A 12,607-nucleotide genomic window follows, 5' to 3' on the forward strand; every position below is an offset into this window, starting at 1 on the left:
GCCCTGTAGGAGCGTTGTTACTCCAGCAGCTTGCGCAAATCGGCATACAGCGAATCGCTGATCTCCACGCCCTCGGCGAGGCTGCGCTGGCGCGCCGCGAAGCGGCGCTGGGAGGGCAACCGCGCCCCCATGTCGACAATCGACTCGAACAGCTTCTCCGCCCGCGCCAGGTGCTGCGCAGCATCGGCGCCCAGGAAGCGCGCCGGGTCCAGCGCGATCAGCAGCTCGCCGTGGTGTGGCGAGGACCTGGTGCCCTCATCGAACACCGTGGATTCCGCACTGGTCAGGTCGCCGATCAGCGGGCCGGCGATCAGCTCGACCATGGTCGCCAGCGCCGAGCCCTTGTGCCCGCCGAAGGTCAGCATGGCGCCGTCGAGCACGGCGCTCGGATCAGTGCTGGGGTTGCCCTGCGCATCGATGCCCCAGCCCAGCGGAATGGCCTTGCCCTCGCGCTCGTGCAGCTGGATTTCCCCGCGCGCCACCACCGTGGTGGCGAAGTCGAAGACATACGGGTCCTTGTCCCCGCGCGGCCAGCCGAAGGCGATGGGGTTGGTGCCGAACAGCGGCCGCGTCCCGCCCGCTGGCGCCACATAGGCCTGGGCCGGGGTGACCGCCAGCGCGACCAGGCCCTGGGCGGTGATCCGCTCGATCTCCACCCACAGCGCCGAGAAGTGCACGCAATGGTTGATCGCCAGCGCCGCCAGGCCCTGGCTGCGCGCCTTCTCCACCAGTTTCGGCAGGCCGAGGTCGAAGGCGCATTGCGAGAAGCCGCCCTTGGCGTCCACCCGCACCAGTGCCGGCGCGGGCTCGGACAGTTCCGGCACGGCATCGGGCACAACCTTGCCGGCGCGCACGGTGTGGATACAGCCCAGCAGCCGCCATACGCCGTGAGACGTGCAGCCATCGCGCTCGCCCGCCAGCACGGTGGCGGTCACCGCCTGCACGTGGGGTTCGCTGAAGCCGTTGTGGCGCAGGATCGCCAGCGACAGCTCACGCAGTTCATCCAGGGTCAGTCGGGTCACAGCTCACTCCTTGGGGGGACAGCCACACAAGCATGGCGGAGACCGCCAGCGCCACCCGCTACTTTGCCGTTTCAGGGCCGACGCCGCTTGCTCCCTATCCTTCGGCGGGACGACGAAATCGGCATAGCCAGGACAGGCGGAGCCCATCGTTCGAGCGCGCGCCGTACACCCTGAATATTCGCCTGCTCGATCAGAACATTTACAGCCAGCCAGCACGAATGCCTGACTGACGAATCCCCGCAACGCCGCAGCACTCCTGACAGAAGTAAAACCCCCTTCAAACTTCTCGAAAGCCCCCGCCTGCCGCCTCGACAAGACCACTTGGGAACCATTGAGCCCGCTTACCCTTTCTTCAAACAAGAAAGGCGCAAAGCCAGTTCCAGTTCCCTTTCCACGAATAACCTTCTATCCAGAGCACATCCATGGAAAACATTCCCGTAAACACCCGTTCGCAAAGTTACTCCCGCTGGGAAAGCTCGTCGGCAGGCAACAGCCTGTATGTCAGCTCCGCAGCGACCCAAGCGGTTGCCACCACCATCACCGGTGCCTTCGACCTGTACGGCCCAGCCGCCGCCGACCTGACCAACGGCGCCACCACCAGCATCTCCCGTCTGACCTTCCACGGCACCGGCACCCCCGGTGAACTGATCAACGTCATGGCCGTTGCCATCGGCGCCGACGGCAAGGCGTCGGACATCTCGATCCACCTCGGCACCGCCCTCGTGCAGCAGAACGGCACCTGGCAGCTCAGCGCCAACCAGCAGCTCCCTCAGGGTGCCTACGACTTCCATGCCGGGTATGGCCCCACGGATGGCAATGCCTTCCACCTGGTCATCGACCGCTCCGCCGGCTTCCCTGCGCCCCAGCCACAACCGGAACCGCAGCCACAACCCGAGCCGCAGCCCCACCCGGAGCCGTCCCACGGTGACACGACCATCACTTCAGCCACCGACCACATCGGCCCGGTGACTGGCGAGCTCGCCAACGGCGCCACCACCGACGACACCCGCCCGACCTTCCACGGCACTGGCACGCCAGGGGATCTGATCCACCTCAGCGCCACCGCCATCGGCGCCGACGGCAAGGCTTCCGGCCCGATCCTCGGCCTGGGCACCGCACTGGTCCAACAGGACGGCACCTGGCACTTCACCGCGCCTTACGCCATCCAGGAAGGCACCTACGACTTCCGCGCCGGCCAGGGCCTGCTCGAAGGCGATGCGTTCCGCCTGGTCATCGACCGCTCCGCGGCCATGCCCCAGCCGCAACCCGAACCCGTTCCGCAGCCTGACCCGCAGCCGCTGCCGGAGCCGCCCCATGGCAACGCCAGCATCACTGGCGCCGTCGACCACGTCGGCCCGGTCACCGGCGAACTGGCCAGCGGCGCCACCACCGACGACACCCGCCCGACCTTCCACGGTACCGGCGCCCCCGGTGAGCTGCTCAACGTCAGCGCCATCGTGATCGGCGCAGACGGCAAGGCCTCCGGCGCCATCCTCGGCCTGGGCATTGCCCTGGTGCAGCCGGACGGCACCTGGCACTTCAATGCTCCCTATGCCCTCCAGGAAGGCACCTATGACGTCCACGTCGGTCGTGGCGGCATCGAAGGCGAGGCTTTCCGGCTGACCGTCGACAACCATTCGCCGCTGCAGGCGAACGCCGGATTCGATGCCCAGCACAGCCTCCAACTGATGGGCCAGCAGGGCCTCGAGCTGAACCTGAGCGCACTGGCTCCCCAGGCCGGAGCGAATCAGGCCAAGGCGGCCTTGCCCTCGATGGGCAGCGTTCTGGAGACCGGGCACGCGAACCTGACCTTTGCCGGTGACGCAGGCAGCCCCAACCAGGCAGGCTCGACCCCGCACTATGGCGCGATGGACGTGCGCCCGATGCTGATCGACGAGTTGTCCGTCCACCACGCCGTGATCTAAGCCACGGCCGCGCAGCGGGTCGCCTTCGGGCAGCCCGCTGCGACGCTTTGCCACTCCCCGGCCGGCTTCCCGTCCGCTTCCCACCCGGGACGAAGACCGGCAATCCCGGCCACCAGCGCTTCGGCCCGGTCCCGACCATCCGGTCGTCCGAAGGATTGGCCCCACGTTGCTTGGGCCAATCAGGAGCTTCGGGTAAACTTCCGCATCTTTGCCTTCTCATAACGATCAGCCTGATGCCCACGACGTTTCACGAGATTCCCCGCGCGCGCCCTGCCACGCCCCTGCTCGACCGCGCCAGCACGCCGGTCGAGCTGCGTCGCCTGGGCGAGGCGGAGCTGCTGACCCTCGCTGACGAACTGCGCCAGTACCTGCTGTACAGCGTCGGCCAGACTGGCGGGCACTTCGGCGCAGGCCTGGGCGTCATCGAACTGACGGTCGCCCTGCACTACGTCTTCGACACCCCGGACGACCGTCTGGTGTGGGACGTCGGCCACCAGGCCTATCCGCACAAGATCCTCACCGGGCGCCGCGAGCGCATGGGCAGCCTGCGCCAGAAAGACGGCCTGGCCGCCTTCCCGCGCCGCTCGGAAAGCGAGTACGACACCTTCGGCGTCGGCCACTCCAGCACCTCCATCAGCGCTGCCCTGGGGATGGCCATCGCCGCCCGCATGCAGGGCTCAGGCCGCAAGTCGGTGGCGGTGATCGGCGACGGCGCACTGACCGCCGGCATGGCCTTCGAGGCGCTCAACCACGCGTCGGAAGTCAAGGCCGACATGCTGGTGATCCTCAACGACAACGACATGTCGATTTCGAACAATGTCGGCGGCCTGTCCAACTACCTGGCCAAGATTCTCTCCAGCCGCACCTACAGCAGCATGCGCGAAGGCAGCAAGAAGGTGCTCTCGCGCCTGCCCGGCGCCTGGGAGATCGCCCGCCGCACCGAGGAATACGCCAAGGGCATGCTGGTCCCCGGCACGCTCTTCGAGGAACTGGGCTGGAACTACATCGGCCCCATCGACGGCCACGACCTGCCGACCCTGATCGCCACCCTGCGCAACATGCGTGACCTCAAGGGCCCGCAGTTCCTCCACGTGGTGACAAAGAAGGGCAAGGGCTTCGGGCCGGCCGAGATCGACCCGATCGGCTACCACGCCATTACCAAGCTGGAGCCCGAAGGCGCCCCCGCCCATGCCGTGCCGAAGAAGGCCGGCGGGCCGAAGTACTCCAGCGTGTTCGGCCAGTGGCTGTGCGACATGGCTGCCCAGGACCCGCGCCTGGTTGGCATCACCCCGGCCATGAAGGAAGGCTCCGACCTGGTCGCCTTCGCCGACAGATTCCCGGACCGCTACTTCGATGTCGCCATCGCCGAGCAGCACGCCGTGACCCTGGCGGCCGGCATGGCCTGCGACGGCGCCAAGCCGGTGGTGGCGATCTACTCCACCTTCCTGCAGCGCGGCTACGACCAGCTGATCCACGACGTCGCGGTGCAGAACCTCGACGTACTGTTCGCCATCGACCGCGCCGGCCTGGTGGGCGAGGACGGCCCGACCCACGCTGGCAGCTTCGACCTCTCCTACCTGCGCTGCATCCCCGGCATGCTGGTGATGACCCCCAGCGACGAGAACGAACTGCGCAAGCTGCTCACCACCGGCCATCACTTCGAAGGCCCGGCGGCGGTGCGCTACCCGCGCGGCACCGGCCCCAACGCTCCCATCGAGGCGGCGCTGGAACCGGTCGAGATCGGCAAGGGCGTGGTTCGCCGTGAAGGCAAGGCCGGCAAGGTCGCCTTCCTGGTGTTCGGCGTGCAACTGGCCGAAGCGCTGAAAGTGGCGGAGCAGTTCGATGCCACGGTCGCCGACATGCGCTTCGTCAAGCCGCTGGACGAGGAGCTGGTGCGCCAGCTGGCCGCCAGCCACGAGCTGCTGGTGACCCTCGAGGAGAACTCGGTGATGGGTGGCGCCGGCGCCGCCGTCAGCGAATTCCTCGCCCGCGAGAACCTTCAGCAGCCGATCCTGCACCTGGGTCTGCCGGACTACTACGTCGAGCACGCCAAGCCCGCGCAGATGCTCGCGGAGTGCGGGCTAGACGCCGCCGGCATCGAAGCCTCGGTGAAGGCGCGCCTGGAGGCCCTCGGCAAGCGCTGAGACCGATCGGCGCATCCCTCCCCGGGAGTATTGCCAGTGACGGGCGCACCGACTAAGGTGCGCCCGTTTTCGTTCGAGGTAACGGGAAGCAGGTGAAAGACCTGCGCTGCCCCCGCAACGGTAACCGACGCGCCCCTGACGGAGCGCAGCATCGCCATCCGCCACTGCACAAAGCGGGAAGGCGGCGATGTGACGTCGGCAGCCCGGAGACCGCCCTCGACACGCCCCGACAGGTGTTGCGGAGGGCCGCACCGTCAAGTGCGGCCTGCCGCCCTTGCCACGCCCTCCTCGAAAGTCATCCGACCGCTTTTGAGGACGCTCCATGAAACTGACCCGACTCGCCCTGGCCACCAGCCTGCTACCCGGCCTGGCCTTCGCCGCCGACGACATCTACCGGCTCTCCGACCAGGTGATCACCTCCGCACGCCAGGCCCAGCCGCGTGCCGAAGCCACTTCGGCCAACAGCGTATTCACCCGTGCCGACATCGAGCGCCTGCAAGTGCGCAGCGTGCCCGCCCTGCTCGCCCGTGTGCCCGGCGTGCAGATGGGCAGCTCGGGCGGCGTGGTCTCGTACTTCGTGCGCGGCACCAGCACTGCGCAGACCCTGGTACTGGTCGACGGCCAGCGCGTCGCTTCGGCCAGCAGCGGCATCGCCCGCCTGGACTACCTGAGCATCGACAGCATCGAGCGCGTCGAGGTGACCCGCGGCCCGCGCTCCGCCCTGTACGGCGCCGACGCCATTGGCGGGGTCATCCAGATCTTCACCCGTCGCGGCGAAGCCGGCCTGCACCCCGAAGTGCGCCTGGCTGCCGGCAGCCACGGCACCTTCGAACGCAGCCTGAGCCTGTCCGGCGGCGACGAGCAGACCCGCTACAACCTCGGCGGCAGCCTCGACGAGAGCCAGGGCTGGGATCGCACCAGCGACAACGTCGGCGCCGACAACGATCACGACGCCCAGCGCAACAAGGCCATGCACCTGAACCTGGACCACCGTTTCAGCGAGGACTGGAAGGCCGGCCTGAACCTCAACGACCAGCGCGGCAAGAACGAATACGACGACGCCTACAACTTCGAGCCGGGCTCGCCCCGCGACGAATTCCGCGTCAGCAGCTACAGCGCCTACCTCGACGGCCAGATCACGAAGATGTGGAACAGCCACCTGGAACTGGGCCGCAGCTTCGACCGCAACAAGGCCGTGGGCGCCGCCGACAGCTGGAACAACGGCACGCTGGAAACCACCCGCCACTCGGCGAGCTGGATCAACCGCCTGCAACTGGACGACGCCAACCAGCTGGTGCTGGGCACCGACTGGTACGAAGACAAGGTCGACGGCACCACCGCTTTTGCCGACGACCAGCGCAGCAACCGCGCCTTCTTCGCCCAGCACAGCTTCAAGGGCGACAGCTTCGGCACCGAGCTGGGTATCCGCCACGACAACAACCAGGCCTACGGCAGCCAGAACAGCTGGAACGCCGCCTTCAGCCTGCCGGTGGGCGACAGCCAGACCTGGATCGCCAGCTACGGCGAAGGCTTCCGCGCGCCGACCTTCAGCGACCTCTACTACCCCGGCGCGAGCAACCCGGACCTCAAGGCCGAGACCTCGAAGACCTACGAACTGCAATGGCGCGGGGACTTCTCGGGCACGCACCTGGAAGCCTCGCTGTACCGCACCGAAATCGACGACATGATCGCCTGGGACAGCAACAGCAATCAGCCGGAGAACATCAACAAGGCACGCATCAATGGCTTTGAGGCCAGCGTCGCCCGCGACGTGCTGGGCTGGCAGGCCGCGCTCGGCCTGAGCCTGATCGACCCGCGCGACCGCGACACCGGCCACACTCTGCCGTATCGCGCGCGCCGCACCCTGAGCCTGGACCTGGATCGCCAGTTCGGCGCCATCGGCCTCGGCGGCACCTGGCGTGCGGTCAGCCAGCGCTACGACGACGCGGCCAACACCCGCGAGCTGTCCGGCTACGGCGTGCTCGACCTGCGCACCAGCTGGCTGGCCAGCGACGAGATTCGCTTCGACCTCAAGCTGGATAACGCCCTGGACCGCGACTACACCCTGGGCGACTACCTGCGCCCGACCAGCCCGATGGACTTCATGGGTGAAGCCCGCCCCTACCGCGAACCGGGTCGCACCGCGCTGCTGGCGGTGACCTGGACGCCGGAGCTGTAAGGCCTGGCGCATTTGTAGGATGGCGTGGAGCGCAGCGATACCCATCGGCCCTTGCACCGACCGCATGGGTATCGCCTGGGCTCCACCCATCCTACGTTCGAGGCTCCGTGAGCCTGTAGGAGCGGGCCATGCCCGCGATCGCGCCCATGGGGCGCTCCTACAGGGAGCGTCAGTTTCGTAGGGCGCATAACCTGGAACAGGTTATCCGCCGCAAGTTACTCCGGCGGATAACGCTGGCTCGTTATGCGCCCTACACCCACCCAGCCATCGGTGTGGGGATGAGGTCAGCCCAGAACCCCCGCCATCCGCCCCAACTCCGCGCAATCCTGCGCGTGCCAGTCGGTCAGCTCGGGCCAAGGGTTCTCTGGCAGGTTCACCAATGCGCTGTGCGCATCGGCGGCGCGGGCGCAGTCGAGGTCGAAGCGGTAGTCACCAACCATCAGCATCCGCTGCGGCGCCACGTCCCAGCGCGCGGCCAGGCGCAGCAGGCCGTCCGGGCTGGGCTTGGGGTCTGCCTCGCCACGGCCGAGAACATCCTCGGTCTGGAAGCAATCACCGATGCCAATCGCAGCCAGCGTGATCAGCGCCAGCTCATGGGCATTGCGCGTGAGGATGCCCAGGCGGTAGCCGGCACCATGCAGCGCCCGCACCAATTCGACCGCGCCAGGGGCAGCAGTGGAAGCCACCGCCAGCTCGCGCTCGTGCTCCAGCAGCCAGGCATGCTTGGCCGCCGCCTCGTCCTCCGGCAACGCGGCCAGGTGGGTGAGGATGTCGTGCTCCTGGGGAATCCCCAGGGCCCGCTTGATTGCCGGGAAGTCATGCACCGCCAGGGTCAGGGTGCCGTCCATGTCGAACACCCAGTGGCGGATGCCTTTCAGCGTCATGCCCAGTCCTCGCGGCGGCGGATCAGGCCTTCCTGGGTCGAGGAGGCGACCAGCTGGCCGTCACGGTTGAAGATGCTGCCGCGCACGAAGCCGCGGCCATTGCCGGCCCACGGACTGTCGATGGCATAGAGCAGCCACTCATCCGCGCGCAGGTCACGGTGGAACCACACGGAATGGTCGATGGTGGCGACCTGCATGTCCTTCTGCCACACCGAGCGGCCGTGGGGCAGCAGGGAGGTGGTGAGGAAGCCGAAGTCCGAAGCGTAGGCGAGGATGTACTTGTGCAGCGCCGGGATGTCCGGCAGCTTGCCGTCGGCGCGCAGCCAGAGGTACTTGACCGGCTCGCCGACCTCGGGGTCGTACGGGTCGTTCTCGGTCACCGGACGGATTTCGATGGGCTTGGGGTAGAGCAGCTTGTCGCGGATACGCTCAGGGAACTGCGCGGCGCTGCGCTTCTTCAGTTCCTGATCGGTCGGCAGATTCTCCGGGCCGACCACGTCGGGCATGGCGATCTGGTGTTCGAAGCCTTCCTCGTCGGTCTGGAACGAGGTGCTCAGGGCGAAGATCGGCTGGCCTTTCTGGATCGCGGTGACGCGGCGGGTGCTGAAGGTGCCGCCGTCACGCACACGGTCAACCTGATAGACGACCGGCTTGCTGGCGTCGCCCGGGCGCAGGAAGTAGCCGTGCATCGAATGCACGTGGCGCTCCGGCTCGACGGTCTGGCTGGCCGCCGACAGCGCCTGGCCGAGTACCTGCCCGCCGTACAGCTGGCGGAACCCGAGGTCCTGGCTCATGCCGCGGAACAGGTTCTCTTCGATCTGCTCCAGGCTCAGCAGAGCCACCAGGTTGTCCAGGATCTGGGTCATGCGCGTTGTTTCCTCAATTGCGGTCTTGCTGAAGTGGGAGTCGGCGTGGCGACGGATAAGCGGGAAGACTGCTGAGGCGTTCGTCCCAGACCGCGCGGCCGATGGTGAAATGATAGAGGCTGACCGGGCAGTCCGGACCACCGCCGAGCAATTCGTCCAGTGCCGGGTCGAAATAGCAGCCGATGCCGGTGCCCGACAGGCCCGCCGCTTCGGCTTCCAGGTAGAGCAACTGGCCGACCTGTCCGGCTTCCCAGTACAGGCGCGGGTAGGTCCAGGCGCCTTCGCTCAGCGCGGCATCGAAGTCGGTCAACATGGCGAAGGCGACGCAGCCGTCGCTGGCGATGTCCTGCCCGCAAGAGAGGAACGCCGACAGCCCTCGCGCATCGCCGGAAAGCAGGCGGTACAGTGGCACGCCGCTCTCCTCCACGCTCTGCCACAGGTAATCCTCGCGCAGCCCGCCCGCTTCGCGGCCACTGCGGCCGAGCCAGTACAGACCCGGTTCCAGGCCCTGGACGCGGTGGACGAAGAGCAGCAGGTCGATGCGCGCCGGCTCGCTGCTGCAGGCGAAAGGCACGGGCGAGCATTCGGGCATCAGGCGACGCAGCCAGGCATACAACAGTTCGGCGTGAATGCCGCTGCGGCCGTCCATGGACTGTGCGCTGCGTCGGCGATGCAGGACCGGTCGCAGCGGCAGGCCGGGGTTATCCACAACCGTCTCAGGCTTCGGTGCGGACCAGTCATGGCCCGGCAGCGCGGGGGCACGGCACAGCTGATGCACCCGCTCCAGCTCCGGCCAGTGGCGATACTCCCGCGACAGCCGATTGGGCGTGCCGGCCAGGGGCAGCCCTGCAAGGCCCTTGAGCAACGTGCCGGGCAGCGGGAACTCGGCAGGCTGTGCCGGGCCGATCCACAGCAGCGCATCGGCGAACTCGTGCTCGCTGAAGCCATCGCGGTCAAGGCCGATCAGCGTATCCAATTGCGCTTCGGCGACGCCGCGCAGCAGACGCACTTCCCAGCCCTGGATCGCCGCGGCGATGCCAAGACAGGCCAGCGCGTGGCCAAGGTCGTGATTGCAGTAGCGGTAGGCGCGCTCGCCGTACTTCCAGGCCTCGCGCCAGGGAATGCTCGCCAGCGCCAGCAGGAACCCGCCGGCGGGCAACGCATCGTTGAGCTTTTCGGCCAGCGGCGCGGGCAGTTCGGCGCGCACCTCCAGCACATGTTCGTCGGCGCTGTAGTGCGCCAGCAGGGCGGCGTTATCCACAGCCCCGGAGGGCAGCAGCAAGTAGGCCTCGGTCGGGTGCAGGTTGCCGCTCGACGGATTGACCCGCAGCGCCCAGCGGCTGCCACCGGCGTCCTTCCAGGCCGACAGCGCCAGGCTGTCGTAGAGCAGTTGCGAGACGCTGGCGAAGTTCAGCGACGCGGGCCCGCCGAGCGGGCCGGCGAACACCTCGTCATATCCCGGCGACTCTTCCTGCGGCCGGTGCAGCAGCTCGATGCAACGTGCCCCGGCATAACGGCGGAAGGCGGCCGGCTGGGTCGCCCAGTCGAGCTGGCCGGGGCCGGGGGCGAAGCGCTCCGGGCGATGGCTGCTCAGTTCGTGATAGGCGCGCACGCCTTCGCTCGGCGTCATGGGCGAGGAATCCGGTAGAGCACATGCAGACGCAGCGGATGGCCTTGCGGCAGGCGCGGATGCTCGAAGTCACCAGCTTCGTCACGCTTCATCCCCAGGCGCTGCATCAGCCCCTGGGACGGCAGGTTGGCCGGCACGGTGAAGGCCACCACTTCCTCCAGCCGCAACTGCTCGAAGGCGAAGGCCAGCGCCGCGCGTGCCGCCTCCAGCGCATAACCCTGCCGCCAGTAGGCCGTGTTGAAGCGCCAGCCGATCTCCACCGCAGGAGTGAACGGCGCCTCAAAGGACACCCGCTGCAGGCCGAGCACGCCGATGAACGCTCCATCCTCGCGGCGCTCGACTATCCACTGGCCGAAGCCGTGCTCATCGAAGTGCTTGAGGATGCGCGCGGCCAGCAGGTCGCTGTCCTCGCGGCTCATGCAGGCGGGGAAGTGGCGCATTACCTCGGCGTCGGCGTTCAGCGCAGCGAAGGACACCAGGTCGTCATGGCGCCACGGCCGCAGCAGCAGGCGCTCGGTGGTCAGGCTGGGAAAATCCATGGGAATCATCGCGGATCAGCAAAGGTCTGCATGATACCCGGCGACGGGCCTGTAGGACGCAATCCGTCAGACGAGGCGCAATCGATTCAGCAGGAAAGGCCCTCATCTGGTATTTTTCTCCTACCTTCGCTGTCGGTCACTGCCTTGACCGTGCTCACGCAGACAGCCGCGCCGCCATGGCGCACCGCAAAAAAGACCAAGGAACTCCCATGACGACCTCCACCACCGGACTGCAACGCAGTACGGCCCTGGTGCTTTTCGCATTGGCTGTCGGCGGCTTCGCCATCGGCACCACTGAATTCGCCACCATGAGCCTGCTCCCCTACTTCGCCCCGGCGCTGGGCATCGATGCCCCCACCGCCGGCCACGTGATCAGCGCCTACGCCCTGGGCGTGGTCGTCGGTGCGCCGCTGCTGGCGGTGCTCGGCGCGCGGTTGCCACGGCGTACCCTGCTGGTGCTGCTGATGGCGCTGTTCGCCATCGGCAACGGCCTCAGCGCCCTGGCGCCGACCTACCACTGGATGCTGCTGTTCCGCTTCATCAGCGGCCTGCCCCACGGCGCCTACTTCGGCATCGCCGCGCTGGTCGCCGCCTCCATCGTGCCGCCGCACCGGCGCACCGTGGCGGTCGGGCGGATGTTCCTCGGCCTCACCGTCGCCACCATCATCGGCGTGCCGCTGGCCAACTGGCTGAGCCAGGCCGTGGGCTGGCGCTGGAGCTTCGCGCTGGTGGCCGCACTCGGCGTGCTTACCATGATCTGCGTGCGCCTGCTGGCGCCCTACTCGCCCGCCGAGCCGGACTCCAGCCCGCTGCGCGAGCTGGGCGCGCTCAAGCGCGGCCAGGTCTGGCTGACCCTGGGTATCGGCGCCATCGGCTTCGGCGGACTGTTCGCGGTGTACACCTACCTGGCCGACATCCTCGGCGCGGTGACCCACGTTTCGCCGAGCATCGTGCCGCTGATCCTGGCGGTGTTCGGCATCGGCATGACCCTGGGCAACCTGTTCATCCCGGTGCTCGCCGACCGCGCCGTGATGCCCACCGCCGGCGGCCTGCTGGTGTGGAGCGCGGTGGTGCTGGCGATCTTCCCGTTCACCGCGGGGAACATCTGGGCCATCTCGATCTGCGTGTTCTTCGTCGGCTTCGGCGGCGCCCTGGGTACCGTCCTGCAGACCCGCCTGATGGACGTCGCCGAAGACGCCCAGGGCCTGGCCGCGGCGCTGAACCACTCGGCCTTCAACTTCGCCAATGCGCTGGGCCCGTACCTCGGCGGCCTGGCCCTGGCGGCCGGCTACGGCTGGACCTCGCCGGGCTGGGTCGGCAGCCTGCTGGCCATCGGCGGCTTCGTGCTGTGGTCGGTCTCGGTGGCCACCAGCCGCAGCGCGCGACGCGACGCCGCCCTCTCCAACGAAGGCTGAAAA

General features: G+C 68.0%; 9 protein-coding genes and 1 riboswitch. Of the genes, 4 read left to right on the forward strand and 5 right to left on the reverse strand.

Annotated features, from left to right (window positions below; translation table 11 throughout):
• Window positions 1-17: 17 nt before the first annotated feature.
• Complete coding sequence (locus IB255_RS28200) at window positions 18-1,022, reverse strand: Ldh family oxidoreductase (protein ID WP_081517225.1); 1,005 nt, start codon at window positions 1,020-1,022, stop codon at window positions 18-20.
• Between the two features lie 422 nt (window positions 1,023-1,444).
• Between IB255_RS28200 and IB255_RS28205 the strand changes: the two genes are divergently transcribed.
• The 3 genes from IB255_RS28205 (at window position 1,445) to IB255_RS28215 (ending at window position 7,270) form a co-directional block, all read left to right on the forward strand.
• Complete coding sequence (locus IB255_RS28205) at window positions 1,445-2,947, forward strand: Ig-like domain-containing protein (protein WP_192211171.1); 1,503 nt, start codon at window positions 1,445-1,447, stop codon at window positions 2,945-2,947.
• 233 nt (window positions 2,948-3,180) lie between these two features.
• On the forward strand, window positions 3,181-5,091 hold the full coding sequence (gene dxs, locus IB255_RS28210; protein ID WP_081517223.1) for a 1-deoxy-D-xylulose-5-phosphate synthase: 1,911 nt from the start codon (window positions 3,181-3,183) through the stop codon (window positions 5,089-5,091).
• Between the two features lie 37 nt (window positions 5,092-5,128).
• Window positions 5,129-5,325, forward strand: a riboswitch (cobalamin riboswitch).
• 88 nt (window positions 5,326-5,413) lie between these two features.
• Window positions 5,414-7,270, forward strand: coding sequence for a TonB-dependent receptor domain-containing protein (locus IB255_RS28215; protein WP_192211172.1), 1,857 nt, complete (start codon window positions 5,414-5,416; stop codon window positions 7,268-7,270).
• Between the two features lie 284 nt (window positions 7,271-7,554).
• Here IB255_RS28215 and IB255_RS28220 read toward each other — a convergent pair whose 3' ends face one another.
• The 4 genes from IB255_RS28220 to IB255_RS28235 are packed head-to-tail and all read right to left on the reverse strand — an operon-like array spanning window position 7,555 to window position 11,189.
• Window positions 7,555-8,154: an HAD family hydrolase gene (locus IB255_RS28220; protein WP_192211173.1), complete on the reverse strand. Its 600-nt coding sequence runs from the start codon at window positions 8,152-8,154 to the stop codon at window positions 7,555-7,557.
• Complete coding sequence (gene tesB, locus IB255_RS28225; protein ID WP_081517220.1) at window positions 8,151-9,020, reverse strand: acyl-CoA thioesterase II; 870 nt, start codon at window positions 9,018-9,020, stop codon at window positions 8,151-8,153. Before tesB ends, IB255_RS28220 begins: the two co-directional genes overlap by 4 nt.
• A 13-nt stretch (window positions 9,021-9,033) precedes the next feature.
• Window positions 9,034-10,650: a nitroreductase family protein gene (locus IB255_RS28230; RefSeq protein WP_192211174.1), complete on the reverse strand. Its 1,617-nt coding sequence runs from the start codon at window positions 10,648-10,650 to the stop codon at window positions 9,034-9,036.
• Window positions 10,647-11,189 (reverse strand): GNAT family N-acetyltransferase, encoded by a 543-nt coding sequence (locus tag IB255_RS28235; protein WP_192211175.1) that lies wholly within the window; start codon window positions 11,187-11,189, stop codon window positions 10,647-10,649. Before IB255_RS28235 ends, IB255_RS28230 begins: the two co-directional genes overlap by 4 nt.
• A gap of 209 nt (window positions 11,190-11,398) precedes the next feature.
• Here IB255_RS28235 and IB255_RS28240 point away from each other — a divergent pair, with 209 nt between their 5' ends.
• Window positions 11,399-12,604 (forward strand): MFS transporter, encoded by a 1,206-nt coding sequence (locus IB255_RS28240; RefSeq protein ID WP_192211176.1) that lies wholly within the window; start codon window positions 11,399-11,401, stop codon window positions 12,602-12,604.
• Window positions 12,605-12,607: the final 3 nt, after the last annotated feature.

Origin of the sequence: Pseudomonas sp. PDM22 (assembly GCF_014851965.1) — a bacterium.
Taxonomy (GTDB): Bacteria; Pseudomonadota; Gammaproteobacteria; order Pseudomonadales; family Pseudomonadaceae; genus Pseudomonas.